Genomic DNA, 26,334 nt, shown 5'->3' with positions numbered 1-26,334 from the left:
CGGCTGGCTCAGTGGCTTCCCTTGCCCGCGAGCACGCGGTCGAGGCCGTAGAGGCGATCGAGGACGACGAGGAACGCCATGGTCACGGCGATGACGCAAGCCGAGACCGAGGTGACCAGCGGGTCGATGTTGTCCTGGATGTAGAGGAACATGCGCACCGGCAGCGTCTCGGTGCCGGGCGCGGCGAGAAAGACCGTCATGGTCAGGTCGTCGAAGGACTGGATGAAGGCGAGCGCCCAGCCGCTCACGACGCCCGGCAGGATCAGCGGCAGGGTGACCCGGCGAAACAGCGTGAATCCACCGGCCCCGAGCGAGACCGCCGCCCGCTCCAGCGCCGGATCGAGCCCGGCCGCCGCCGCGAGCGTCAACCGGAAGGCGAAGGGGAACACCACGACGATGTGGGCGGCGAGCAGTGCCAGGAAGGTGCCGCCGAGATTCAGCGCCGTGAAGAAGCGCAGGAAGGCGACGCCGAGCACCACGTGCGGGATCATCAGGGGCGACAGGAACAGGGCCTGGAGCGCAGCCCGGCCCGGGACCGGGTAGCGGGTGAGCGCGAGTGCGGCCGGCACCGCGACCAGCACCGCGACGAGGGACGACAGCGCGCCGAGCCCGAGGCTGACCCAGAAGGCGTGGACGAATTCGGGGTAGTCGGCGATCGCCCTGAACCAGCGCAGCGAGAATCCATTCGTCGGCAGCGAGAGGAACCCTTCCGGCGTGAAGGCGACGAGGCAGACGACGACGATCGGCGCCAGCATGAAGGTGACGAACAGGCCGTGGAAGGCGAGCGCCAGGGGGCCGTTGCGGCTCATGCGGACACCTCGGCGTAGCGGCGTTCGACCAGCGCGTTGGCGCCGACGACGATCAGGATCAGGCCGAGCAGCAGCAGCACCGCCACCGCGGCGCCGAGCGGCCAGTTCAGGGTGTTGAGGAACTCGTCATAGGCCAGCGTCGCCGCGACCTTGAGCCGGCGCCCGCCGATGATCGCCGGCGTCGCGAAGGCGCTGGCCGAGAGCGAGAACACGATGATGGCGCCCGACAGCACGCCCGGCATGACCTGCGGCAGGACGATGCGGCGCAGGATCGTGACGGGGCCCGCGCCGAGCGACATCGCCGCGTGCTCGACCTGCGGGTCGAGGCGCTGGAGCGCGGCCCAGACCGACAGCACCATGAACGGCATCATCACGTGGACGAGGGCGATCACCACCCCGGTCTCGGTGAACAGGAAGGGGAGGGGGGAGGCAATCACCCCGAGCGACATCAGGAGCTTGTTGGCGAGCCCGTTGGAGCCGCCGAACAGGAGCGCCCAGCCGAGCGTGCGCGCCACCACCGAGATCAGCAGCGGCCCGAGGATCAGGAGAAGGAAGATCCCGCGCCAGCGCCCGCTCATCCGGTTGAGGATATAGGCCTCCGGCGCGCCGAGGAGCGCGGTGACGAATGTGGTGATCAGCGCGATGCGGAGTGTGCGCCCGAACATCTCGGCATAGTACGGATCGGTCGCGATCTCCTGCCAGTTCTTCAGGACCAGCACAGGCTCGATGCCCTTGTACTGGCCCCAATCGTGGAACGAGAGCAGCACCGTCATCGCCAGCGGTACCAGCACGACGCCGGTAAACAGCATCAGGGCCGGCAGGATCAGCCAGAGCGGCGCGCGGCTGGCGCGGGGCTCGGGCACCATCGCCGGGGCAGCGGCCGGGAGCGAGGTGGTCGCGGCGGCGCTCACGCGGCAGCCCCCGTGCTCACGCTCATGTCCTCGGGACGCCAGGCGAGGCGCACCGCCTCGCCCTCGCCGGGCTGAGGGAGACCATCGTTGGGGCGCACCACGATCGCCGGGCCGCACTCGGTCTCGCACTGGAACAGCCAGTGATTGCCCTGGAAGATGCGGGCGGCGACCCGGGCCGACAGGCCGGATTCGGAGAATCCGATCCGCTCGGGGCGGACGCTGACCGTCACCGGGCCGCGCACCCCCACCGGGGCCGGGGCGCTCCAGCCGCCGGCGACGAGCCGGGCGGGGGCGGTGCCCTCGACCCGGGCGGCAAAGTCGTTGGTCTTGCCGAGGAACTGCGCCACGAAGGCCGAGGCCGGGCGCTCGTAGGTGTCCTGCGGCGTGCCGATCTGCTCGATGCGGCCCTTGCTCATCACCACGATCCGGTCGGAGAGGGACAGGGCCTCGCCCTGGTCGTGGGTGACGAGGATGGTGGTGGTGCCGAGGTTGCGCTGGATCTGGCGCAGCTCGATCTGCATCTCCTCGCGCAGCTTGGCATCGAGATTCGACAGCGGCTCGTCGAGGAGCAGCACGCTCGGGCGGATGACGAGGGCGCGGGCGAGCGCCACCCGCTGCTGCTGGCCGCCGGACATCCGGCGCGGATGGCGGTCCTCGTAGCCGGCGAGCCCCACCATCGCGAGGGCGGCGCGGACCCGCTCGGTGCGCTCGGCCTTCGAGACCCGCTGCATCTCCAGGCCGAAGGCGACGTTCTCGGCGGCGTTCATGTGCGGGAAGAGCGCGTAGCTCTGGAAGACGATGCCCAGCCCGCGCTTCGACGGGTGGACGCTCGTCAGGTCGCGGCCCTCGAGCCGGATCGTGCCGCGGGAGGGCTGGAGGAAGCCGGCGATCATCTGGAGCGTCGTGGTCTTGCCGCAGCCCGAGGGGCCGAGGAACGACACGAACTCGCCGGGCGCGACCGCGAGGGAAAAGTCCTCGACCGCGACATGGGGGCCGAAGGCCTTGGCGACGTGCTCGAGTTCGAGCAGCGGGGCGGAGCGGGGGAGGGGGGTCATGCGAAGGGTCCGGGGCTGTCCGGGAGAAGGAATGGCGCGGGCCTACTCCTCTCCCCGCGGGCGGGGAGAGGGCCGTGTTCCCGTTCAGGGAACGCGGCAAGCGGAGGCGAAGCCGGAGCGAGGGTGAGGGGGTGTCGACGAGTGAGGCTCTTACCGGAAACACCCCCTCACCCTCGCCCTGCGGGCTCCTTGAGCACCCGACAAGGGGTGCTCAAGCCTCTCCCCGCCCGCGGGGAGAGGGGGAAACCCGCGTCCTATGCGGACATGCGCGAGTCTCTGAAAACTGCCGAAGGACGCGGTTTTCTCACCGCTCCACCTCCCGGTTCCACCGCTTGGTCCACTCCTCGCGCTTCTCGTTCACCACGGTCCAGTCCGGGGTGTAGAGAGCGGCGGCCCGCGCCCCGACGGGGGCCATCTTGACCATCTCCGGCGGCACCTCGACCGATTTCAGCACCGGGCCGTAGCCGTATTCCTTCAGCATCGTGAGCTGCACCTTGGGATCGAGCAGCGCCTTGATGAAGGCGTTGGCCAGCGGCGACGCCTTGGGCTTCGCCACCGGGCAGGCGGCGGTGAGGAGCGCCACCGCGCCCTCCTTCGGATAGACGAAATCGACCGGGAAGCCGGTATTGGCCAGCCCCTGCACCCGCCCGGTGCCCCAGACCGCGATCAGCGCCTGGCCGGACTGGAACAGCTCGGTCATCTTGCCGGGCGACGGCTCGTAGGCGAGCACGTTCGGGTTGATCTCGGACTTGAAGATCTTGAACGCGGCATCGACGTTCTTCTCGCTGCCGCCGCTCATCTTCGCCAGCATCACCAGGGCGTTGAGCCCGTAGGTGTTGTTGATCGGCGGGATGACGAGGGTCTGGCGGTATTTCGGATCCTTGAGGTCGTTCCAGGAGGTCGGGGGCGCCCAGCCCTTCTCGGCGAAGACCTTGGTGTTGTACATCAGGCCCGTGGCGACGAGGCCGGTGGCCACCGCCCTGTCGTCCTTGAAGCGGGCGAGATCGTAGAGGTCGGCCGGCAGGCCCTCGACCTTGCCGCAGAAGCCGAGCTGGATCGCCTGGTACATCGGGCCGTCATCGACGATGGCGACGTCGATCTGCTGGTTGCCCTTCTGCGCCTGGAGCTTGGCGAGCGTGTCGGTGGAGTTGCCGGCGACGTACTCGACCTTGACGTCGTGGGCCTTCTCGAAGGCCGGAATCACCTCGGTGCGGATCGTCTTCTCGAACGAGCCGCCATAGCCGGCGACGTAGAGCGTCTGCTGCTGCGCCATGGCGGGGGCGAGGGAGGTGGCCAGGGCCGTGAGGCCGAGGGCGGTCAGAAGGCCGAGCTGCTTCACCAAGGACCTGTCTCCTCTCGCGGTCGCGATACGGCGCTGCACAAGAATGTGCCATGGCGCGCCGATGGGCAAAAAGGTGCCGGGCCGGCGGAGAATCGTCCAATGCGAAATGGAGTCCTCTTCATGTCGAAATGTTATGGTTCGCATCGGCGAGGGGGAGGGGCGAATGGCACGGATCAACCTGCGGCAGGTCGAGGCCTTCCGCGCCACGATGCTCACCGGCAGCGTCACCGAGGCCGCCGCCCTGATGGGGGTGACGCAGCCGGCGGTGAGCCGGCTGCTGCGCGACCTCCAGGCGCTGCTCAACATGCCGCTATTCGAGAAGCGCGGCACCGGCCTGGTTCCGACGGCAGCCGCGACCGCGCTCTATACGGAGGTCGAACGCTCCTTCGTCGGGCTGGAGCGGATCGGCGCGGCGGCGGAAGAAATCCGCTCCCGGCGCACCGGGTTCCTGCGGGTCGCGGCCCTGCCGGCGCTCGCCAACGGCTACCTGCCGCGGCTCGCCGGGCATTTCCTCAAGGACCGGCCGAACCTGAACCTGTCGCTGTTCGGGGTGATCTCTCCGATCGTAGTCGACTGGGTGACCAACAACCAGTGCGATGTCGGCTTTGCCGAGGTGCCGATCGCCCATGACGGCGTGCCGAGCCGGCGCCTGCCGGCGGTGGCCCGGGTCGCGGTGCTGCCGGAGGGCCATCGGCTGGCGGAGAAGGCCGAGCTCGGGCCGCGGGACTTCGAGGGCGAGACCTTCGTGTCGCTCACCGCCGGCTCGACCGGGCGCCACCTCGTCGACCAGGCCTTCCACCGCGACGGGGTGCGGCGAGTCTTGCGCATCGAGACCGCCCTGTCGGAGATCCTGTGCGGGCTGGTCTCGTCGGGAATCGGGGTGGCGATCTCCGATCCGTTCACCGCCCGGGAATTCGAGGGCCGCGGGGTGGTGGTGCGCCCCTTCGTGCCGCGCATCGAGTTCGAGTTCGCGGCGGTGTTTCCGCCCCAGCGCAGCCCGTCCCCGGTCGCCCTCGACCTCGTCGAGGCGGTGCGGCAGTCGATGACGGCGCCGCCGTATGCGGGGTGAGGGGGGCTGTCCGGCGCACAGGAAGGCGCGGGACATCTCCTCTCCCCGCGGGCGGGGAGAGGGCTGCGTCACCGTCCAGGGGACGCAGCAAGCGCAGGCGTAGCCGGAGCGAGGGTGAGGGGGTGGTGCCGGAGGAGTCTCCTCCGGAGACACCCCCTGACCCTCGCCCTTCGGGCTTGCCGCTGACCCGACGAGGGGTCAGCGGCCCTCTCCCCGCCCGCGGGGAGAGGGGGAAACCCGCGCGATCCTTTCCTCGGACAGACCTCCAGATGTGCGGCCCGCCGTCACGACCGCGCCAGCCGATGCTCCACCGCATCCCGAAGATGGTACCACCCGCTCACCACCGGCAGGAACCACGGCCGGCCGTCGTAGAACGGCACCGGCACGGCGGCGAAGCTCGGGGAATCGAAGGCGCTCGGGCGGTTCTGGCGGCCGAGGAGCTTCAGCGCCGCCTGATGGCCGAGATAGGTCATCAGCGCCACGCCGTTGCCGTTGCAGCCGATCGCGAAATCGATGCCGTCCCGGCGGCCGAGATGGGCGAGCTTGTCGGCGGTCATGCCGACCTTGCCGCTCCAGCAATGCGTCACCCGGGTCTCGGCGAGTTGCGGCCACACCGCCCGCATCAGGGCGTGAAGCTTCGGCGCCGCCTCGCGTTCCGGGACCGTGAACATCCCCGGCCGGCTGCCGAACAGCAGGCGGGTGCCGTCGGGCGAGGGCCGGGCATAGATCAGCTCGCGGCGCGAATCGGTGATCATCCGCCGGCCGGGATTGATCGCGTCCATCAGCGCCCGCGGCAGCGGCTCGGTGGCGATCTGGTAGCTGCGCACCGGCACCACGCGCTTGCGCAGGTACGGGCTCGCCCGGTCGCTGTAGCCGTTGGTGCCGTAGAGGACGTGCCGGGCCCGGATCCGGCCGCGCCCGGTCTCGACGGCGAACTGCCCGCCCTCCAGGGGCTCTACCGCCAGGACCGGGGCGTGCGAGCGCAAGGTCGCGCCGTGGCGCCGGGCGAGGGCGCGCAGGGCCCGGTGATACTTGCCCGGATGCAGGCCGCCGTAATCGTCGATGACGATGCCGCCGTGGTAGAAATCGGTCCCGGTCACCTCGTGCTGGCGGCTCCGCGGAATCTCGTGGACGGTGACGCCGGTATGGCGCGCCAGCAATTCGCCGTTGCGGCGCAGCCGATCGTAGTGGCGCGGCACGTAGGCCGCGAAGTAGCGGCCGACGACGCCGAGATCGGCGTCGAGCGCCTCCTCGCGGATCAGCGTCTTCAGGTGCTCGTAGGAGGAGAGAGAATCTTCCAAGAGCCGCGCCATGCGGGCGGCGTCGACGCCCTTGATCGCGCCGCCGATCACCAGCTTCTGCCCGCTCGACACCATGCCGCCGGAGCGGGTCGAGGCCCCGGCCCCCAGTTCCTCGGCGTCGACCACCGTGACGGCGACGCCGCTGCGGGCGAGTTCCGCCGCCGCCGAGAGGCCGCAATAGCCCGAGCCGACGACGAGGACGTCGGTCTCCTCGGGCAGCGGGTCGCGGGCGGTCTCAGGCGCGGCGGCGTCCCACCAGTACGGATCGGTGGTGAAGCCCTCGGCGAGGAGGGCGGCCGGATCAGGCATGGAGGGCCTCGGAGCGAAGGGAGGAGAGGAAACTTTGCGTGCGGGCGTGACGGGGCGCGCCGAAGAGGGCATCCGGGGAGCCCTCCTCGACGATGGCGCCCTCGGCCATGAAGACGACGCGGTCGGCGACCTCGCGGGCGAATCCCATCTCGTGGGTCACCACCACCATGGTGGTGCCGTCGCGGGCGAGCCCGCGCATCACGTCGAGCACGTCGACGATCGTCTCGGGGTCGAGGGCGGAGGTCGGCTCGTCGAACAGGATCGCCTTCGGCCGCATGGCGAGCGCCCGCACGATCGCGACCCGCTGCTGCTGGCCGCCCGAGAGCGCACCCGGATGATCCTCCGCCTTGTGGGCGAGGCCGACCCGGGCGAGCAGGGCCCGGGCCTGCGCCTCGGCCTCCGCCCGCGACAGCCCGAGGCGGCGCATCGGCGCGAGCGTCATGTTGCGCAGGACCGTGAGGTGCGGGAACAGGGCGTAGTCCTGGAACACCATGCCGATCTCGGTGCGCAGGCGCTGCCAGGCGCCCTCGTCGCCGAGATCGACCGCACGGCCGGCGACGCGGAGGCTGCCGCCATCGGGCCGCACCAGCCCGTTGATGCAGCGGATCAGCGTGCTCTTGCCCGAGCCGCTCGGGCCGATCAGCACCACGACGCTGCCCCCCGCGACGTCGAGGTCGATGCCGCGCAAGGCCCGGAACGCCCCGAACTGCTTCGTCAGCCCACGCAGGGAGATCAGCGGTTCGGTGGTCATGCGGCCAGCTCCCGCACCGCCCGCTTGAGCGCGTCGCGCGCCGCCTGGAGCCCCGTGCGCCGGGCGACGAGGGCGGCGCGGCGCGTCTCCAGCCGTCGTTGCGCCGCCTCGACCGCGCGGGCGACCGCCTCCGGTGCCGGACCGCCCGGCAGGGTGCGGGCGGCGACGCTCGCAGCCGGATCGAGGCTCCCCCGCACCGCCTCGCCGGAGAGCCCGAGGGGCCGGCCGATCTGGGCCTGGGCCGCCTCGTCGACCATGTCCGGCGTGATGCCGTCGGCGGAGAGGCCCGCATCCATCGCCGCCCGCACCACCGCGCCGACGACGTGGTGCGCCTCGCGGAAGGACAGGCCGGCCTCGCGCACCATCAGATCGGCGAGGTCGGTGGCGGAGGCGAAATCCTCGGTGACGCGCCGGCGCATCAGGGCGGCGTTGGGCCGGGCGGTGGCGATGACGAGGTCGAACAGGGACAGGCAGCGCAGGGTTTCCTCGCCGGCCTCCCACACCCCGCGCATCGTCTCGCGGTTGCCGTCGATGGTGTTGGTGAAGTGCGTGCCCTTCACGGCGCTCGCCGCCGCCACGTAGAGGCCGAGCATCTGGCCGGCCTTGCCCTTCAGGTGCTCCAGCACCACCGGGTTCTTCTTCTGCGGCATGATGCTGGAGGTGCCGGTGACCCGGTCGGGAAACTCGATGGTCTGGAACTCGTGCGAGACCAGCACGTGGTAATCCTGCGCCACCCGGCTCCAGCCGATCGCGACCTGCGACAGGCCGGCCAGGATCTCGAGGCCGAAATCGCGGGTCGCGACGGCATCGAGGGTGTTCTCGACGAGCCCGTCGAAGCCGAGGCTCGCGGCAAGGCGATCCCGGTCGATCGCGAAGGCGGTGCCGGCGAGCGCGCCCGCCCCGAGCGGGCTGAGATTGGTGCGGGCCCAGGCATCCGACAGGCGGCCGAAATCCCGCGCCAGCGCCTGGGCGATTCCCGCGAGGTAGAAGCCGTAGGTGACGGGCTGGGCCGGCTGGAGATGGGTGTAGCCGGGCATCACCACGTCGCGGAACCGGTAGGCGCCGTCGAGGGCATGTTCCTCGACCGAGAGCAGCGCCTGGCCGGCATCGAGCAGGAGGTCGCGGGCCCGCATCCGGTCGAGGGCGGAGGTCAGGTCGTTGCGGCTGCGGGCGATGTGCATCCGCCCGCCGGCATCCTGGCCGATCAGCCGGATCAGCTGCGCCTCGTAGTTGAAGTACGAATCCTCGCGCTCGGGATCGAGGGGCACGGCGCCGGGGCCCTCCTCCTCCATCCGCAGCAGGCCCGCCGCCAGCGCCCGGGCCGAGGCCGGGGCGATCAACCCGCACCCCGCCAGCATCAGCACGTGGGCCTGGTTGAGGTCGGTCATCGCCGCGAACACGGCGTGGAAGTCGCGTGCCAGGCGCGGCGCGTAGATGTGCTCGCACACTTCCTTGGCGACCGGCTCGGTGAGCCGGCGGCTGACCTTCGATTCCATGGCTGAGACCTTTTTGTTAGATCTTAGGGCCGGGCCGGCCGCGGCCGGTCGCGCCAGGGTTCAGGGAAGCTGCGGGGCGGGTGCCGTCGCGGCGGAGGCTGCGGGGACGGGACGGCTTTGAGTCCGGCCGAGGCGCCGTTCGAGCCAGCGGCCGAACCAGGACAGGCCGGAGCAGATCACGAAATAGGTGACGAGCACGGCGCCGTAGACGAGGAAGGCCGGGTTCCAGCCCTCCATCATCGTGGTGCGCTCGACGATGATCTGGCCGACCTTGAAGAACTCGCCGACGCCGACGAGGGCGCCGAGCGAGGTCGCCTGGATCAGGAGCGTGAGCAGCCCGACGAAGGGCGGCAGGATGGCCCGCAACGCCTGCGGGCCGGTGATGAAGCCGTAGACCTCCCAGGTCTTGAGCCCGAGCGCCGCCGCGCTCTGCCATTGGTGGCGCGGCACGGCGTTGAGGCCGCCGCGCACGATCTCGGCGCCGTTGGCGCTGCCCCAGAGCGACAGGCCGACCGTCACCGCCCAGAACGGCGTCAGGTCGAGGCCGGCGAGGGGCGCGACGAAGAACACCAGGAAGATGTTCACGATCAGCGGGATGTCGCGAAACAGCTCGACCCAGATCCGCACCAGGATGCGCAAGGCCCGGAACCGCAAAGTCGCCAGGATGCCGAGGAGCCCGGACAGGAGCGTCACGAAGAGGAGCGTAGTGAGCGAGAGCGCCAGGGTCAGCCCGAGGCCCTGGAGGATGAAGGGCAGGTTCCGGACGAGGAGATCCATCGATTGCGCCCCTTCAGTGCCGGAACGGCGCGTTGAGCCGCCATTCGAGCCGGCTCGCGAGGAACGACAGGGCGAGGACCAGCGCGAGGTAGATCACGCAGATCGCCGCGAACATCTCGAGGGTGCGGAAATCCATCGAGATCCGGTCGATCGCGACAAAAGTGAGTTCGGCGAGCCCGATCGCCTGGAGGTAGGACGAGTTCTTCAGGAGCGAGATCGCGGTGTTGAGCATCGCCGGCAGCGCCACCCGGATCGCCAGTGGCGCGGCGACGAGGTGGAAGAAGCGCCAGGGCGTGAGCCCGAGGGCATAGGAGGCCTCGCGCAGGCCCTTGCCCACGGTGGCAAGCCCGCCGCGCAGGTTCTCGATCTGGTAGGCGCCCGCCCACAGCGTCAGGCACAGCACGCCCGACCAGAACAGCGACAGCTTCACGCCGATGCCGGGCAGGCCGTAGAAGATGAAGAACAGCTGCGCCAGCATCGGCGTGTTGCGGATGAACTCGACATAGCCCGCCACGACCCGGCCGAGCACCGGCACCTCGAGCACCCGCACCGCCGCGCCGAGGAGGCCGAGGATGACGGAGAGCACGATCGCGATCAGGCTGACCTGCACCGTGAGCCACAGGCCGCGCATGAGCGCCGGCCCCTGCGCCATCAGGTAGGCGAGATCGAACTCCATGCCGGCCTCTCTTCGTGGTCGGGGGGTGGCGGATCGGTCGGTCGTCTACGAGAGCCAACCCGCTGTAGACGCTGTAGCTTTCTCTTCTTCCCTCGTGCCAGGGCAGCCCGGGAAGGGTGTGGCGCGGGTTTCCCCCTCCCCCCTCTGCGGGGGAGGGTGCCCCACGGAGTGGGGCGGGAGAGGGGACGCCGGTTCCGGAGAGGTCGCGACCGTGATGACGGACGCCACCTGGAGCATCGTCGCGCTGCCCCTCTCCCACCCGGCTCCGCCGGGCACCCTCCCCCGCAGAGGGGGGAGGGGAAAACCTGCGCCTTTGCCTATCCCCGGACAGCCTCTGCGTAGAGGAGGCTCAGGCCCTCAGCGCGCCGTCGGCTTCGGCTTCGTGAAGGCCTCGGCGTAGAACGGGCGCAGGTCGGCCGGCACCCATTTGTCGACCCACTTCGCGTAGAGACCGTCCGCCTTCATCCGGGCGAGCGCCGCATCGACATAGGCGAGCCATTCGGGATCGTTCTTGCGCAGGCCCGCGGCGGCATCCGTCACCGCGAAGGATTCTCCGACGAGGCGCAAGGACGGGTCCTTGGCGGCGACAACCACCAGGGTCGCGGCATCGTGCGTATAGGCGTCGCCGCGGCCCTGCTTGAGTGACTGGAGGGCGTCCGAGGCGGTGTTGAGCCTCAAGGTCTCGACCTTGGGCATGTTGTCCTCGAACCACTTCGCCTGGGTCGAGCCCTTGAGCATGATCACGGTCTTGCCGGCGACGTCGTCGAGCTTCCTGATCGGGCTGTCCTTCGCGACCAGCATGTCCGAGCCGCCCCAGCGGTAGGGCTTCGAGAACTCGATCACCCGGGCCCGCTCCGGCGTCACCCCGAGGGTGGCGATGAGGATGTCGACCTTCTTGCCCATCAGCTGCGGGATGCGGTTCTCGGCGGTGACGCAGGTCAGCTCGATCTTGTCCGGGGAGCCGAAGGCCCAGGCGGCGATCTGGATCGCCATGTCGGTCTCGATGCCGGCGAAGTTGCCCGATTCGTCCTTGTAGCCGTAGGGCGGCTGATCGCAGCGCACCCCGGCCCGCAGCACGCCCGCGGCCTGGATCGCCTTCGGCAGCGGCGGCAGCGCCTGGGCGGCCGCCGCGGACAGGCCGGCGGCGAGAGTGACGGCCGCAAGGGCGGTGCGGGCGAGGTGCCGGAGCAGGGTCATCGGGGTCCTCTCTGGTCGAATGGATTCGTGTCGGTCGGTGCGTCCATGGCGCCCGCGCCGGAGCCGGTCAGGACCGCGACGGCGTGACGGCCGGTGAGCGCGCCCTCGGCGCCAAGCACGGACAGGGCCGCGACGCCGGCGGCGGCGGAGAGCTCGGCGTGGAGACCGGCCCGGCCAAGGCGCATTTGCGCGGCCCGCGCGGCCGCGTCGTCGACGACGACCGCCGTGCCGCGGCTCTCCCGCAGGGCGTGGAGCGCCTGGAAGGTCACGGTGTCGCCGCCGATCGACAGCTGCGCCGTCCGGCCCGGAAACGACTCGCGATAATCGGCCCCGGCGAGGACGCGGGCGAGGCGCGGGAACGGCTCGACGGCGACGAGCCGCGGCATCCCGCGCCCGAGTTCCTGGAATCCGAGCAGCAGCCCCGACAAGAGGTCGCCCCGGGCGCACGGCACCACGACGAGGTCGGGCAAACCGTCGGCGGCGATCTCGGCCGCGAGCGCCTTGTAGCCGGCGATCCCGAACGGGTTGGTGCCCAAAGCCGGCCGCCGGTAGTTGGTGGCGGCGAAGGCCCCCTCGGCGGCGAGCCGCCCGACATGCTCCCAGCGCGCCGCAGTGTCGGCGACCTCGACCAGCCGGGCGCCGGTGGCACGGATCGCCCGGCGGGCGCCGTCGGGCATGGAGGGGGTCGTGGCGATCTCGGCCGCCAGTCCCGCCCGCGCCGCATAGGCCGCCAGCGACACGCCGGCATTGCCGCTCGAGGCCGCCGCCACCAGCGTGGCGCCGCGCTCGCGCGCCCGGGCGAGCAGCGGGGCGCTCATCCGGTCCTTGTGCGAGCCGGTCGGGTTGCACCATTCGAGCTTCAGGGACAGCCGGCCTAGCCCCGCCTCGGCGGCAAGGTCCGGCGCCTCGACCTGCGGTGTTCCACCCTCGCCGAGCGAGATGCCGCCGGTCGGGGGCAACACGATCCGGCCCTGTGCTGCACCGCGAAAGACGAGGCGCAGGTTCGATGCGTGCTCCTCGGCCGCGCAACGCGGGCACCCCGCGTCGTGGTCTCCGAGGGGGAGCGCGAAGTCGCAGCGCAGGCAGGAGAGCCCGCTCGGGGACTGGATCTGTACGGCGATCTGCTCGGACATGGCGAGCAGTGTGTGGGGCTTCCCCTATCTGGTCAAATGCTGGTTTTTGCGCATGCTATTCACGGCTGATATGGGGTGATGCATGAATCTGAGGCAGGTCGAGGCTTTCCGCGTCGTGATGCTGCGCGGATCGATGACGGCGGCGGCACAGGCCCTGCGCACCTCGCAGCCGAGCGTCAGCCGGCTGATCGCGGAACTCGAAGCGGCGACCGGCCTCACCCTGTTCGAGCGTCTGGCCGGGCGCCTGCGCCCGACCGACGAGGGATTGTCGTTCTACCGCGAGGTCGAGCGCAGCTTCCTGGGGCTGGAGAACCTGGCCCAGGTCGCGCGCGACATCCGGGTGTTCGGCAGCGGGCGCCTGCGGGTCGCCGCGATGCCCGTGATGGCGCTCGGCTTCATCCCGCGCTGCATCCGGCGCTATCGCGAGCATTTCCCGACTGTCGCGATCTCGCTGCAGATGGGAAGCGACGGCACGGTGATGCGCTGGATGTCGGCCTCCTATTGCGACATCGGCTTCATGGCGAACGTCGTCGAGACGCCATTCATCGAGTCTCGCCCGCTCTACGCGATTCCGGGCCTGTGCGCCCTGCCGCCCGGCCACCGGCTGGCGGAACGGGCCGTCATCGTGCCGGAGGACCTGGAGGGGGAATCCTTCGTCTCCCTGTCCCTGGAGGACGGGGCGCGGACCCGGGTCGACCGCGCCTTCGAGGCCGCCGGCATCCGCCGCCAGCTGATGCTGGAGACGCCGTTCGGGGCGACCATCTGCGCCCTGGTCGAGCAGGGGCTGGGCGTCGGCATCGTGAACCCGATCGCGGCCGACGATTACCGCCGCAGCGGCATCGCCTTCCGGCCGTTCCGGCCCGAGATCCCGTTCCACGGCCACGCCCTGTTCCCGAGCCGCCACCTCAACAACCCGCTCATCGACGGCTTCCTCGCGGTCGTGCGCGAGGAACTGGCGGGCTACGAGACGACGGCGACGGGGGTCATGGGATGAGCGGCACGTCGGAGCCTGTTCGCTCGGCTTTGTGAGCTTTTCCCATCTTCGACCTCATCCTGAGATACTGGAGATCGGAGATCGCAGACTGAAAGGATCCTCGAAGGATGGCTCCAGACATCTTCACGATCCCTGGAACCCTCCTTCGAGGTCAGTCGATTTTCAATCGACTATACGGAATCCGGACGATCACGTCCGGATTCCGGATCATCAGCCCGCGCGGCGCCTGAGCGAAGCCGCTTTCCGCATCGCGAAGCGATCAATCGGAAAGCGTATGATACCTCAGGATGAGGTCGTGTGTGGGAGCGGGCGCCTGAGGCCATCAAACAGACTCCCAATGTCGGTGCGCCGAGATCCTGCAGCCACAGCGAGGTGGGCGCGAGATCGAACACTTGCATCGCGAGGTCGCCACCCGGTTGCGCGGTCGGAATCATCGAAACGGCAGGCGTGAAGGGTCGGTCCAGCCTTGCGGCCCGACCTGATATCGCATTGTAGCTTTGTTGAAACGTATAGCCGTCAGGTCTGTGCCGAGCGTCCAGGGTGGTGCGGGCGTCAACTCCGCGCGAAGCGGTCGAGGGAGAAGGGCCGGAGGTCGACCCGGCTGCGCCCCTCGGTCATCACCTCGGCCGCGGCGGCGCCGATGCCGGCCGAGTGCTTGAAGCCGTGGCCGGAGCACGCCGACACCACCAGGATTCGGGCGTTGCCCGGATGCCGGTCGATGATGAAGCCCCGGTCGGGGGTGACGGTGTAGAGGCAGGCGGCGGCCCGGACGACCTGCGGCGTCGCCCCCGCGAGGCGCCCGGCAATGTGGTGCCGGTACATCCCGGCCGATTCCTCCGGATGGACGGTCCGGTCGGCGGCGTCGGCGGTCGTGCCGTCCGCATATTGCTCGGTCGCGACCTTGACGCTGGTCTCGCCGGCTTGCGGCGGGAAGCCGTAGAAGTAATCGGTGTCCGTCGTACCGTGCATCCAGATATAGACCGGCGCGTCGGGACCATAGGCCTTGGTCTCGTCGAGGGCATACCAGTGCAGGGTCTGGCGTTTCACGTCGAGCAGGCGGTCGAACGGCGCCCCGAGGAGCGGGGCGGTCCAGGCGCCCGCCGACACCACCACCTCACCGGCGAGGAAGGTGCCGGCCGAGGTCTCGACCCGCACGCCGTCGCCGTCTCGAGCGATCGACAGCACTTCGATTCCGGTGCGGATCGTGGCGCCGAGGTCGGCGGCCCGCTTGAGCTGCGCGGCGATGCAGGCCTCGGGCCGGACGTAGCCGCCGCCGGGCTCGTAATAGGCGATCTCGCCGCCGTCGAGGCCGAGGAATTGCGGGAAGCGGCGGGCCACCTCGCGCCCGTCCAGCACCTCGTGCGGGATGCCGAAGTCGCGGGCGGCCGCGATGGAGTTGCGCACGAAATCCGGCTTGCCGTGATGCGAGTTGGTGCCGCTGCCGGGCGCCATCACCAGGGCGCCGCAGGCGTGAAGCAGGCTCTCGCCGGTCTCGGCCTCCAGTTCGCGCCAGATCCGGTGCGCGTCGAGGACGAAGGGCACGTAATCGCGCCCCTCGCCGATCGCCTGCCGGGTGATGCGCGTCTCGCCGTGGCTCGAACCCATGGTGTGCGGGGGCGCGAACCGGTCGAGGCCGATCACCGAGGCGCCGCGCCTGGCGAGCTGGTAGAGCGCCGCGCTGCCCATGGCCCCGAGGCCGATCACCAGGAAATCCGCCCGCTCGCTCATCGTCACGCCCTGCCCCGCTCGCTTCGTTCGACCGGAGGCTGCCCGAAACGGGGGAAGCGGGGCAAGGCATCCGCCCGCAGGGCAGGGGCTCGCCAGGAAGGCCCCTCCCGAGTCACACCCCGAGCGGGCCGGTATAGCGCTCGAGCGCGCCCCACGCCTCCGCGCCGAACCGGCCCTTCCACTCGGCATAGTAGCCCGCCCGCTCCAGGGCGGCCCGGAAGGGCGCATGATCCGGCCTGGTGACGACGAGGCCCCTGGCGCGCAGCCGCGCCTCGGCTTGCGTGTTCATCTGGACGAAGGCCTGCCGCTGGCGCTCGACCGCCGTGTCGAAGTGGCGGCCGATCAGGGCGCGGGCCTCGTTCGGCAGGGCATCCCAGGTCCGGCCATGGGCGAGGATCCACAGCCCGTCCCAGGAATGGCCGGTGCGCGAGAGGTACTTCTGGACCTCGTAGACCCGCGTCGCCTCGATCTGCGGCAGCGAGTTCTCCATCCCGTCGGCCACCCGGGTCTGCAGGGCGGCATAGGTCTCGGCGAGGTTGATGGTGGTCGGCGCGGCGCCGAGCGCCCGGAACAGGGAGGTCAGGAGCGGGCTCGGCGGCACCCGGATCTTGAGGCCCTGGAGATCGGCCACCGCCTCGACCGGCCGTGCGCCGGTGATGACGTCGCGAAACCCGTTGTCGACGACGCGGAAGGCCTTGAGGCCGAACTTCGCCAGGGCGTCCCGGATGCGCTCGCTCAGCGGCCCGCCGTCGAGGGCGGCCCAGAGCGGCACGTAGCCCGAGAAGGCGTAGGCCAGGCCCGGAATGCCGGCGAGGGGCACCAGGGTCTGGAGCGAACTCGCCGAGGCGAGGGTGAAGGCGATGGCGCCCGAGCGCAGCTGCGACTGCATGCTCAGCTCGCTGCCGAGCTGGCTGTCGGGATAGAGCGTGATGTCGATCCGGCCCTGGCTCTCGGCCCGGATCGCGTCGAGCGCCTCGACGAGGCAGGTAGTGGCCGGATGCGCCTGCGGCATCGGCGAGCCCATGCTCAGCCGCAGCGCGTCGGCCCGGGCCCGGCGGAAGGGGAGGGGGCTCAGGACCAGGCCCGCTCCCAGACCCTGCACGATCGTCCTGCGCGTCGGCATCCCGTCTCACCCCGTCGCCGGTGTACCCCCGGCCGTCGCGACGGTATCCGGAGGAGCCTAGCTCTCACAACGTGCCGGGGGTTAGGCCGATCGGCCGAGGAGGCGCGGTCTGGGGATAAGCTTTGACCGAGGCGGCGCGGGAACCCTCCTCGCCCCGCCCGCGGGGCGAGGCGGAAACCCGCGCCTCTTCGGTTTCCAGACCAGTTCCGCCGCGAGAGGGAAGAGAGGCACCCCACCCCCGCTTGACCCCGGTGAACCCCGCCGCTCCCAAGACCAACCCACCGATTCGAAGCTATTGCCGACGATTCTCCCGAATCCCGCATGGAACTCTTCACGAATCGACCGGTGGAGCCGCGTCGGGATGCCAGATCACCATGCCAGGGGACTCGCAGCGGCCCCACGCCCGATTCGTCTGTGAATCGAATTTAACATCCACCGCCGAATCTCGACTCCGCGTTGCGGCGCAGGCCCGACTCGTGACACGACTCGTAACGTTACGAGTCGTGGAGCCGAGAGCGATGGCCGATACCCCGTCTCAGCGCGTCAAGAAGCTCCGCGAAGCCCGCAAGGCCTCCGGGGAGACGGAGACGAACGTCTGGGTGCCGGCGCAGGTGCAGCAGGCGATCGACGCGGCGGTGCGTGAGGGCAAGTTCCCGAACCGGCGCCTCGCGATCATCCACGCGCTCGAGCAGGTTTTCGTGGGACAACAGATGTAGACGCAGCAAAGCAAAAAAGCGCCGAGGTGGGGACCTCGGCGCTTTTTGGGATCTCATAACGGGGGCTGGGGAAGCCGCCGCTTGAAGACCGGATTGGCATCCTCCTTCTAGCGGTTCCCGACCTTCTCGTCAATGACGCCCTCTCGGGCGAACGGTCCCGCTTTGCCTCCGTCCAAGGAGGTGTGGAGTGGAGATGGTTCAGACCGGGGGCCGGCCGCTGACGCGCGCCGCCCTCGCAGGGAAGAGACGCGCCCTCGAGGACGGGCGTACGGTCACGCGCAAGGAACTGTCGGCGTCCGCCCGCGAGGCGGCGAAGGCGCTCGGCCTTCGTCCGTCGCTGCGGCTGGTCCTGTCCGAGCTCGTCGCCACCTGGGGCGAGCAGGAATGGTCGCGCCTGATCGTATGGCCGTCGAACGAGTACCTGGTGTCGCGCACCGGGCTGTCGGAGCGTGCGGTGCGCTATGCGCTCCGCGACCTCGTCGGCCTGGAGATCATCGCGCCGAAGGATTCCGCCAACGGCAAGCGCTACGCGATCCGGTCCCGCGACGGGACGATCCTCGACGCCTTCGGCTTCGACCTGACGCCGCTCCATGCGCGCCGGGGCGACTGGGCGCTGGCGATCCAGGCGCGGGCCGAGGCGCGGGAGCGCCGCCGCCGGGCCTTCGATCTCGTGACGATGCACCGGCGCGCCGTGGCGGAAGCCCTGCAGGCCTTCGCGACCCGCTATCCCGACGCCACGATCGCCGACCTCGCCGAGGCGCAAGGGAGCCTCGACGCGACCACGCCCGACCGGCGCGGCGCGGGCGATCCGGAACTGGTTCTGGAGGCCTGGGGAGAACTGCGCCGGATGGTCGAGGATCGCTTCTACGCAGCCGGCTGTGACGGCAACACGTGCCCTCACGTAGAAACAGAGAAAGGATCTCCTACCGAGGCTTGGAGCAAGGACTCGTCGGGGAAGGCGGATGCGCCTCGCCCGGTCGAGCGGCCGGTGGCGGGTCTGTCGCCGGCGCTGGTGGTCGAGGCCTGCCCGGTGGTCCGCGACCTGGTGGGCGACGATCTCCGCGAGGAACACGAGATCCTCGATGCCGGCCGGGTGCTGAGGGCGACGATCGGGGCGCATGCGAGCGCCTGGGCCGAGGCCTGCGCTGCCGTGGGCCCGTACGAGGCGGCGATCCTGGTGCTGGTCGTGGCACAGCTGCACGACGACGATGTCGGGTCGGGCCGGAACCGGATTCGCAATCCGGGCGGCTATTTCCGGCGCCTCGTGCGTCTGGCCGGGGAGGGGCGCTACCAGCTCGGGACCGAGCTTCTCGCCATGCGCCGGCGGCGGATGACGTGACGATCGGTGCCGTGCCCGACACCCTCGTGCGGATGAGCGGCAGTCATGCCGAATCCATCATCGTTCGGGGTCCGGGATGGGAAAACCTGTGCCGGACAGGCAGAACCCATTCGATCTGTGAGGACAGCATCGTCAGCGAATGTCTCCATCCCATTCGCGACCTCATCCTGAGGTGTGAGCGAAGCGAGCCTCAAAGGAGGGTTCCAGCGAGCGCAGAGACTTCTGGAACCCTCCTTCGAGGTCGATCGATTTACGATCGACTAATACCTCAGGATGAGGTCGTGGGTGGGATTGAGGATTTGGATCGATGGCACCGTCGATCTCGGACGTGCCTGGGATCGAAACGATGCATCAGCATCTTGGACCTTTGATATCAACCCGGGCTCCGTTGCTGGCCGCCATCGAGCGCCAGTTCCTCGCGCAAGTAAGGCGCGGTGCGGCTCTCCGGCGTCGCGGCGACCGCCTCCGGTCGGCCGGCGGCCACGACCAGGCCGCCCAGCGTGCCGGCGCCGGGGCCCATGTCGATGACGTGGTCCGCGGCGGCCACCACCCGCATGTCGTGCTCGACCATGACGACGGTGTTGCCCGCATCGACCAGGCCGGCGAGCTGGACGAGCAGGCGGTCCACGTCGGTCGGGTGCAGGCCCGTCGTCGGCTCGTCGAGGACGTAGAGCGTGCCGCCGCGCTGGCCGCGCTGCAATTCCGTGGCGAGCTTGATCCGCTGGGCCTCGCCGCCGGAGAGTTCGGTGGCGGGCTGGCCCAGGCGCAGGTAGCCGAGGCCGAGGTCGCGCAGGAGCACAAGCGGCCGCAGGACCGTGGGCTCCTCGGCGAAGGCCGCGCAGGCGCGCTCGACCGTGAGCCCGAGCACGTCGGCGATGCTCATGCCGTTCCAGGTCACCTCCAGCGTCTCCGGCGCGTAGCGGGCGCCGTGGCAGGTCGGGCAGGGGGCGTAGACGCTCGGCATGAACAGCAATTCGACGCTGACGAAGCCCTCGCCCTCGCAGACCGGGCAGCGGCCCTTGGCGACGTTGAAGGAGAAGCGGCCGGCATCGTAGCGGCGCCGCCGCGCCTCCGGGGTGGCGGCGAACAGCTTGCGGACGGCGTCGAACAGGCCGGTATAGGTCGCGAGGTTCGAGCGCGGCGTGCGCCCGATCGGCTTCTGGTCGACCTTCACCAGGCGCCGGATCGCCTCCATCCCGGCGGCGATGCGCCCTTGCGTCGGCGCCGGGGCATCGTCGAGCGGGTCCTCGGGCTCGACGTCGGATTCGACCGGGCGGCCGAGATGGTCGCCGACGAGATCGAGCAGCGCCTGGCTGACGAGGCTCGACTTGCCGGAGCCCGAGATGCCGGTCACGGCGGTAAGGCAGCCGAGCGGGAAGGCGGCGGAGACCCCGCGCAGGGTGTTGCGCGTGACGCCCTCCAGGCGCAGCCACCCCGTCGGTTCCCGCCGGGGCCGGGCGGGCGGTTCGGCGAGGCCGAACAGGTGCAGGCGCGTGCGCGAGTCCTCGACCTCCCGCAGACCCTCGGGCGGCCCGCTGTAGAGAATCGTGCCGCCATGCTCGCCAGCGGCAGGACCAACATCGACGAGCCAGTCGGCCCGGCGCATCGTGCCGATGTCGTGCTCGACGACGAAGAGCGAGTTGCCCGATTCGAGAAGCCCGGCCAGGGCCTCGTGCATGGCGTCGCCGTCGGCGGGATGGAGGCCCGCGGTCGGCTCGTCGAGCACGTAGACCACGCCGAAGAGCTGCGAGCGCAGCTGGGTGGCCAGCCGCAGGCGCTGCAGCTCGCCCGAGGACAGGGTCGTGGTGACGCGGTCGAGGGAGAGATAGCCGAGGCCGAGATTCCTGAGCGTCCCGATCCGGTCGACGAGGTCGGCGGCCAGGCGCTGGGCGGCGAGGCGCTTCTCGATCGAGAGATTCGGCGTCGCCCGCGTATCGGGCGCGGCCGCATGGGCCGATCCGCCGGCAGCGAGGCGCGCGGCCCGGTCCCGCCGGCCCGCCTCGCGGTCGAGAACGTCCGAATCCGTGCCGTCCTCGGGAAGACTGTCCTCGGCGGCCGGCCGAAGAGCCTCGGCGAGGTCGCAGAGCGGCATCCGCGAGAGGTCGCCGATATCGAGGCCTACGAAGGTGACGGAGAGCGCTTCGGGTTTGAGCCGCTTGCCGTGGCAGGCTGGGCAATCCTCGCTCACGAGGTAGCTCGCGGCACGCCGGCGCATCAGCGCGCTCTGTGAATTGGTGAAGGCGTGCATCACGTGGCGGCGGGCGCTGGTGAAGGTACCCGTGTAGCTCGGCTCCAGGCCGCGCTTGCGGGCAAGGCGCGTCTGCTCCGGCGTCAGCCCGGCATAGACCGGCTCCTGCGGTTGCTCGTCGGTGAACAGGATCCAGTCCCGGAGCGCCCGCGGCAGGTCCCGCCACGGCGTATCGACGTCGACGCCGCGGCTCACCAGGATGTCGCGCAGGTTCTGCCCGCCCCAGGCCTGCGGCCAGGCCGCGACGGCGCGCTCGCGGATCGTCAGCGACGGGTCGGGCACCATCGAGGCCTCGGTGGCGCCGTAGACCCGGCCGAGGCCGCCGCAGGACGGGCAGGCGCCCTGCGGCGTGTTGGGGGAAAAATCCTCCGCGAACAGCATCGGCTGGCCCGGCGGGTAGGTGCCGGCGCGCGAATACATCATCCGCACCAGGCTCGACAGGGTGGTGACGCTGCCGACCGAGGAGCGCGCGCTTGGGCTTCCGCGCTGCTGCTGGAGGGCGACCGCCGGGGGCAGCCCCTCGATGGCATCGACGTCCGGCACGCCGACCTGGTCGATCATCCGGCGGGCATAGGGCGCGACCGATTCGAAGTAGCGGCGCTGCGCCTCCGCGTAGAGGGTGCCGAAGGCGAGCGACGACTTGCCGGAGCCGGAGACGCCGGTGAACACCACGAGGGCGTCGCGGGGCATCTCCACGTCCACGTCGCGCAGGTTGTGCTCCCGCGCGCCCCGCACCGTGACGAAACCGGCCCGCCCCGCCCCCGACCGGGCGATCCTCGCGCGGGTCCTGGTCATGTCCGTGGGCTTTGCCTGATCCATGGGATGCTTTCTCGCGGGATGCGGGCGGCCCGGCCGGTGGGAGGAATGTGACGGGCAAAAGCCCGGCCTGCCGGCGAACGGCCTTCCGGGCGGTGCTTACCCGCATCGGTGCGTGGTCCGGAAGCCGAACCGGACGGTGACCCCTCCCGGTAGGGATCGGCGGACCCTGCATGAGTAAGGTGGGTGAGTAACCGCCGGAGACAATCGAAAAAGGATCGATTGATCTTTCAATTCCGTACCCGGAAAACCGTTCGCATCTTGATTCGGATGGGACGCTGTAATTGCAAAAAAGCGACGTTTTTTTCCTGATTTGCACCGTCGTGTCGGTTTTGCTGTGCCGCACAGCGCAAGCCGCCTCGAAAGACGGCAGCGGACGAGTGTCGGCTTTCGCACTCGACTTCCCTGCCCGCGGCGCGCTCGCCCCTCAGCCACCCGCCCGCGGGGTCTTCCACGGCACGTATCGGACGGTCGCGACGTGGAGCCCGAAGAACCCGATCGTCGCCTGGCGGGCGATCCGCATCTCCCGGGGCGTGCCCGTGACGATGTCGTAGCTCAGGGTGCAGGATTGGCCGGACCGGTCGAGCCGGGTCTCCGACCATAGCAGGGCGATCTCGATCGTGCCGGGGACGTGGGTGACCTCGTAGCCGCCGATCCGGAGGACGGGCCGGGAATCGCTCGACCAGGTCGTGGTCTCGCCGGGCTCCTCCAGTTCCACGTCGCCATGCCCGGCGGCGTGGCCGCGGGATTTCGTGCCGGGACGCTGCAGGCCGAGATTCAGGGTGAGGCGGCGGGCTTTGCGCACGGGAACGAGGGCGATCAGGCGGCGCGCATCCTCGTCCGGGAAGGTCGGTTCCTCGGCCACCAGCCGGTCGAGGATCGCGTTGGCCTCCAGGCGATCGGCAAGGGAGAGGGGACGAGGACTCGCTTCAGACATCGTGGCGGCCGCTCCGACGGGCAGGAGGTTCGTCAAGGAGCCGATGACGCGAGACGCGCGCAAGGCCCACCAGAAGCACCATCCGATCGCGTTGCGATCGGATGGTGCTTCTGGTTTTTGATCGTGCCGCATTTTCTGCGACGAACCGGTATCCCCTTCGTCGGAAAATGCTCTGGCGGGGGGCGTCACGCCCCGAGGATCTTCCAGACCCCTTGCGCCGCGGCGCAGACCCGGTCCCCGACCCGCAGGTGCCCCTGCATGAACAGGATCGAGCGGGTGGCCCGCACCACCCGGCACTCGGCGACCAGGAACTCGCCGACCTGGACGGGTTCGAGGAATTGCAGGTCGAGGTTGATCGTCGCCTGTCGGCGCCCGCCCTGCGCGTCGGCCGCGACGCGGCCCAGCGCCATGTCGAGGAGCGTCGCCATCACGCCGCCATGGACCACGCCGTTGCGGTTGCGGTGCTTCTCCGCGATCAGCAGCCCGTAGAGCGGACCGGCCTCGCTCTCCCGCTGCCAGACCGGGCCGATCAGGTCGATGAACTCGGACATCGCGACGACCTCCCAGCCCGAAGCGGCCGGATCGAACGGCGTTGTCATGCGGATGAACTCCTGGGTGGCTCGGGCCGATACCGCGATCGTCGGCGATCGTGGAACCGCGATCCCGGGTGAGCGATCTTGGCACCACGATCTTGGCACCACGATCTTGGGACGAAGGGGACCGACGATGAAAGTGCTCCTGACGCATACGCCGCACAGCCGCGAGCACTATTACGGCCCGCGGGCGCTCGCCGCCCTCGACGGCCTCGCCGAGGTCGTCCTGTACGAGGGCGACGACCCGCTCGACGCCGCCGCCCTCGTGGCGGCCGCGCACGGCGTCGATCTCGTCATCGCCGACCGGGCCACCGCCGGCCCGGCCGGGATTTTTTCCGACTTGCCGCAGCTCCGGGCGTTCCTGCGCTGCGCGGTCGACATCCGCACCATCGACGTGGCGGCGGCGAGCCGGGCCGGCGTGCTGGTGACCCATGCCGCCCCGGGCTTCGTCGCGGCGGTCACCGAACTGGCGCTCGGCTTCATGGTCGACCTGTCGCGCGGCATCTCGCGGGCGGTGCTGGATTACCGGGCCGGACGGATGCCGGAGGTGCGGATGGGGCGCCAGCTCGCGGGCAGCCGGCTGGGCATCGTCGGCTACGGGGCGATCGGCCGGAACCTCGCGGCTCTGGCCGTCCCGCTCGGCATGGAGGTGCTGGTCTGCGATCCCCACGTCACGGTCGGCGATCCGCGGGTCCGGCAGGTCGGGTTCGAGACGCTGATGGCCGATGCGGATTTCGTCGTATGCCTGGCGGTCGCCAATGCGGAGACCGAGAACCTGATCGATGCGGCGGCTCTCGGGCGGATGCGCCGGGACGCGGTGTTCATCAACCTGTCCCGCGGCAATCTCGTCGACGAGGCGGCGCTCGCCGTGGCGCTCACCGAGGGCCGGATCGCCGGCGCGGCGATGGATGTCGGGCGCGCGCCCGACCAGATGCCCTCGCCCGACCTCGCCCGGCTGCCGAACGTCGTCGCCACCCCGCATATCGGCGGGCTCACGCCGCCGGCGATCGAGGCGCAGGCCTTCGACACGGTGGCGCAGGTCCGGGCCATCCTGGCCGGCGAGGTGCCGCGGGGCGCCGTGAACGCGGAGAGCTGGTCGCGGCGCGGGCGTTGAGCGCCGCGATTCCGGATCGACACCTCTCGAAAGATCCGCCGCCTGCCGTCGCGGAGGCTTCGTTGACACGCCTCCCCCCGGCCGTAGAACCGACCGCAACGACCAAACCGGGAGGACGACCACTATGGCCAAGGGGCTGCGCAAGGGACTGACCAGCTACGGGGATGCGGGCTTCTCGCTGTTCCTGCGCAAGGCCTTCATCAAGGCGGCGGGCTATTCCGACGACGCCCTCGACCGGCCGATCGTCGGCATCACCAACACCGCCTCCGACTACAATCCCTGCCACGGCAACGCCGCGCAGCTGATTGAGGCGGCCAAGCGCGGGGTGATGCTGGCCGGCGCGATGCCGATGGTGTTCCCGACGATCTCGATCCACGAGAGCTTCGCCCACCCGACCTCGATGTACCTGCGCAACCTGATGGCGATGGACACCGAGGAGATGATCCGGGCCCAGCCGATGGATGCGGTGATCGTCATCGGCGGCTGCGACAAGACCCTGCCGGCGCAGGTGATGGCGGCGGCCTCCGTCGACCTGCCGACCGTGGTGATTCCGGTCGGCCCGATGGTGGTCGGCCATCACCGCGGCGAGGTTCTGGGCGCCTGCACCGATTGCCGCCGCCTCTGGGGCGCGCACCGGGCCGGCGAGATCGACGAGCCGGAGATCGAGATCGTCAACGGGCGCCTCGCGCCGTCGGTCGGCACCTGCATGGTGATGGGCACCGCCTCGACCATGGCCTGCATGATCGAGGCGATGGGGCTGGCGCTCCCGATGTCAGGCACGATTCCGGCCCCTCACGCCGAGCGGATCCGCCTCGCCGAGGCGAGTGGGGCCGTCGCCGCCGCGATGGCGAAGACCGGCGGCCCGCGCCCGAGCCAGATCATGACCAGGGCCGCGATCCGCAACGCGCAGGTGGTCATGCAGGCGATCGGCGGCTCGACCAACGGGGTGATCCACCTCACCGCCATGGCGAACCGCGCCGGCATCGACCTCGACCTCGCGAGCCTCGACGCGATCGGCCGCGAGGTGCCGGTGCTGGTCGACCTCAAGCCGTCCGGCGACCATTACATGGAGCATTTCCACCATGCCGGCGGCGTGCCGAAGCTCTTGCGCGAACTCGGCGACCTGATCGACCTCGACGCCCCGACCATCACCGGCGCCACCTTGCGCGACGTGGTGGCGGCGGCCGAGGAGGTGCCGGGCCAGACCGTGATCCGCTCGCCTCAGCAGCCGATCAAGCCGGTCGGCGCGATGGCGGTGCTCACCGGCAACCTCGCCCCGCGCGGCGCGCTGATCAAGCATTCGGCGGCGACGCCGCGCCTGCTCCAGCACGAGGGGCGGGCCGTGGTGTTCGAGTCGATTCCCGACATGGCGGCGCGGATCGACGATCCCGATCTCGACGTGTCGGCCGACGACGTGCTGGTCCTGCGCAATGCCGGGCCGAAGGGCGCGCCGGGCATGCCGGAGGCGGGCTACCTGCCGATTCCGAAGAAGCTGGCGCGGGCCGGCGTCAAGGACATGGTGCGGATCTCGGATGCCCGGATGAGCGGCACGGCGTTCGGCACCATCGTGCTGCACGTCACGCCCGAATCGGCGGTGGGCGGGCCCCTCGCCTTGGTGCGCACCGGCGACCGCATCCGGCTCGACGTCGAGGGACGGCGCATCGACCTCCTGGTGGACGAGGCCAAACTCGCGGCCCGGGCCGCCGCCCTCGACGCGCCGACGCGGCCCGACTGGGCGGCGCGGGGCTATGCCCGCCTGTTCCACGACACCGTCACCCAGGCCGATGAAGGCTGCGACTTCGACTTCATGCGGCGGGAGGGGTGAGGGGGTAGAGCGCAGTGGCACAGTCATCCAGCGCGCCATGAACGATAAAAGGCGAGGCGCTGGTTTCCCCTCTCC

Annotated in this window: 22 protein-coding genes; 6 read left to right on the top strand and 16 right to left on the bottom strand. The window is 70.3% G+C overall.

The annotated features are described in order from the left end of the window. Positions 1-8: 8 nt before the first annotated feature. From HBB12_RS17845 to HBB12_RS17830, 4 genes are all read right to left on the bottom strand, one after another. Positions 9-809, bottom strand: coding sequence for an ABC transporter permease (locus tag HBB12_RS17845; RefSeq protein ID WP_236990573.1), 801 nt, complete (start codon positions 807-809; stop codon positions 9-11). Beyond that, entirely contained in the window at positions 806-1,675 is an 870-nt protein-coding gene (locus HBB12_RS17840; RefSeq protein WP_236992820.1) for an ABC transporter permease, read from the bottom strand. The genes HBB12_RS17845 and HBB12_RS17840 overlap by 4 nt, the downstream gene beginning before the upstream one ends. Positions 1,676-1,716: 41 nt before the next feature. After that, a complete protein-coding gene (locus HBB12_RS17835) occupies positions 1,717-2,775 on the bottom strand; it encodes an ABC transporter ATP-binding protein (RefSeq protein ID WP_236990572.1) in 1,059 nt (352 codons plus the stop codon). A 304-nt stretch (positions 2,776-3,079) separates the two neighbouring features. Further along, entirely contained in the window at positions 3,080-4,114 is a 1,035-nt protein-coding gene (locus HBB12_RS17830; protein WP_236992819.1) for an ABC transporter substrate-binding protein, read from the bottom strand. Between the two features lie 166 nt (positions 4,115-4,280). On the opposite strand from HBB12_RS17830, the gene HBB12_RS17825 reads away from it, so the two are divergent. Next, positions 4,281-5,186, top strand: coding sequence for a LysR substrate-binding domain-containing protein (locus HBB12_RS17825; RefSeq protein ID WP_236990571.1), 906 nt, complete (start codon positions 4,281-4,283; stop codon positions 5,184-5,186). Positions 5,187-5,470: 284 nt separating this feature from the next. Here the strand turns inward: HBB12_RS17825 and HBB12_RS17820 are convergent, their stop codons facing one another. The 7 genes from HBB12_RS17820 to HBB12_RS17790 form a co-directional block, all read right to left on the bottom strand. After that, positions 5,471-6,796, bottom strand: a complete 1,326-nt coding sequence (locus HBB12_RS17820) for an NAD(P)/FAD-dependent oxidoreductase (RefSeq protein WP_236990570.1) — start codon at positions 6,794-6,796, stop codon at positions 5,471-5,473. Next, on the bottom strand, positions 6,789-7,547 hold the full coding sequence (locus HBB12_RS17815; RefSeq protein ID WP_272913280.1) for an amino acid ABC transporter ATP-binding protein: 759 nt from the start codon (positions 7,545-7,547) through the stop codon (positions 6,789-6,791). Before HBB12_RS17815 ends, HBB12_RS17820 begins: the two co-directional genes overlap by 8 nt. Beyond that, the gene (argH, locus tag HBB12_RS17810) at positions 7,544-9,043 is read right to left on the bottom strand and encodes an argininosuccinate lyase (protein WP_236990569.1); all 1,500 of its coding nucleotides are present in this window, start codon (positions 9,041-9,043) and stop codon (positions 7,544-7,546) included. The genes HBB12_RS17815 and argH overlap by 4 nt, the downstream gene beginning before the upstream one ends. A 60-nt stretch (positions 9,044-9,103) precedes the next feature. Further along, positions 9,104-9,820 (bottom strand): amino acid ABC transporter permease, encoded by a 717-nt coding sequence (locus tag HBB12_RS17805; RefSeq protein ID WP_236990568.1) that lies wholly within the window; start codon positions 9,818-9,820, stop codon positions 9,104-9,106. A gap of 13 nt (positions 9,821-9,833) precedes the next feature. Beyond that, entirely contained in the window at positions 9,834-10,496 is a 663-nt protein-coding gene (locus HBB12_RS17800) for an amino acid ABC transporter permease (RefSeq protein ID WP_236990567.1), read from the bottom strand. Between the two features lie 357 nt (positions 10,497-10,853). Then, positions 10,854-11,693, bottom strand: coding sequence for a transporter substrate-binding domain-containing protein (locus tag HBB12_RS17795; protein ID WP_236990566.1), 840 nt, complete (start codon positions 11,691-11,693; stop codon positions 10,854-10,856). Next, on the bottom strand, positions 11,690-12,826 hold the full coding sequence (locus HBB12_RS17790) for a pyridoxal-phosphate dependent enzyme (protein WP_236990565.1): 1,137 nt from the start codon (positions 12,824-12,826) through the stop codon (positions 11,690-11,692). Before HBB12_RS17790 ends, HBB12_RS17795 begins: the two co-directional genes overlap by 4 nt. Positions 12,827-12,908: 82 nt before the next feature. Here HBB12_RS17790 and HBB12_RS17785 point away from each other — a divergent pair, with 82 nt between their 5' ends. After that, on the top strand, positions 12,909-13,820 hold the full coding sequence (locus tag HBB12_RS17785) for a LysR substrate-binding domain-containing protein (protein ID WP_236990564.1): 912 nt from the start codon (positions 12,909-12,911) through the stop codon (positions 13,818-13,820). Between the two features lie 552 nt (positions 13,821-14,372). Here the strand turns inward: HBB12_RS17785 and solA are convergent. Both solA and HBB12_RS17775 read right to left on the bottom strand, forming a co-directional pair. Next, complete coding sequence (gene solA, locus HBB12_RS17780; protein WP_236992817.1) at positions 14,373-15,548, bottom strand: N-methyl-L-tryptophan oxidase; 1,176 nt, start codon at positions 15,546-15,548, stop codon at positions 14,373-14,375. A gap of 112 nt (positions 15,549-15,660) precedes the next feature. Further along, the gene (locus HBB12_RS17775) at positions 15,661-16,671 is read right to left on the bottom strand and encodes a TRAP transporter substrate-binding protein (protein WP_236990563.1); all 1,011 of its coding nucleotides are present in this window, start codon (positions 16,669-16,671) and stop codon (positions 15,661-15,663) included. 518 nt (positions 16,672-17,189) lie between these two features. Here HBB12_RS17775 and HBB12_RS17770 point away from each other — a divergent pair. Together HBB12_RS17770 and repC are read left to right on the top strand one after the other, a co-directional pair. Next, positions 17,190-17,387 carry a hypothetical protein gene (locus HBB12_RS17770; RefSeq protein ID WP_236990562.1) on the top strand — a complete coding sequence of 66 codons (198 nt, stop codon included), beginning with the start codon at positions 17,190-17,192 and terminating at the stop codon, positions 17,385-17,387. Positions 17,388-17,580: 193 nt separating this feature from the next. Further along, positions 17,581-18,726, top strand: a complete 1,146-nt coding sequence (gene repC / locus HBB12_RS17765) for a plasmid replication protein RepC (protein WP_336886966.1) — start codon at positions 17,581-17,583, stop codon at positions 18,724-18,726. Between the two features lie 373 nt (positions 18,727-19,099). Here the strand turns inward: repC and HBB12_RS17760 are convergent, their stop codons facing one another. The 3 genes from HBB12_RS17760 to HBB12_RS17750 all read right to left on the bottom strand — a co-directional run bounded on the left by HBB12_RS17760 (position 19,100) and on the right by HBB12_RS17750 (position 23,326). After that, positions 19,100-21,793, bottom strand: coding sequence for an excinuclease ABC subunit UvrA (locus HBB12_RS17760; protein ID WP_442919289.1), 2,694 nt, complete (start codon positions 21,791-21,793; stop codon positions 19,100-19,102). A gap of 424 nt (positions 21,794-22,217) precedes the next feature. Next, positions 22,218-22,727: a hypothetical protein gene (locus HBB12_RS17755; protein ID WP_236990559.1), complete on the bottom strand. Its 510-nt coding sequence runs from the start codon at positions 22,725-22,727 to the stop codon at positions 22,218-22,220. Between the two features lie 185 nt (positions 22,728-22,912). Next, entirely contained in the window at positions 22,913-23,326 is a 414-nt protein-coding gene (locus HBB12_RS17750; RefSeq protein WP_236990558.1) for a PaaI family thioesterase, read from the bottom strand. 127 nt (positions 23,327-23,453) lie between these two features. Here HBB12_RS17750 and HBB12_RS17745 point away from each other — a divergent pair, with 127 nt between their 5' ends. Both HBB12_RS17745 and HBB12_RS17740 read left to right on the top strand, forming a co-directional pair. Further along, on the top strand, positions 23,454-24,434 hold the full coding sequence (locus HBB12_RS17745; protein ID WP_236990557.1) for a hydroxyacid dehydrogenase: 981 nt from the start codon (positions 23,454-23,456) through the stop codon (positions 24,432-24,434). 124 nt (positions 24,435-24,558) lie between these two features. Beyond that, positions 24,559-26,259 (top strand): IlvD/Edd family dehydratase, encoded by a 1,701-nt coding sequence (locus HBB12_RS17740; protein WP_236990556.1) that lies wholly within the window; start codon positions 24,559-24,561, stop codon positions 26,257-26,259. Positions 26,260-26,334: the final 75 nt, after the last annotated feature.

Origin of the sequence: Methylobacterium sp. SyP6R (assembly GCF_019216885.1) — a bacterium.
Taxonomy (GTDB): domain Bacteria; phylum Pseudomonadota; class Alphaproteobacteria; order Rhizobiales; family Beijerinckiaceae; genus Methylobacterium.
The sequence above is the reverse complement of the archived record's forward strand: the minus strand, read 5'-3'. Positions and strand labels throughout refer to the sequence as shown.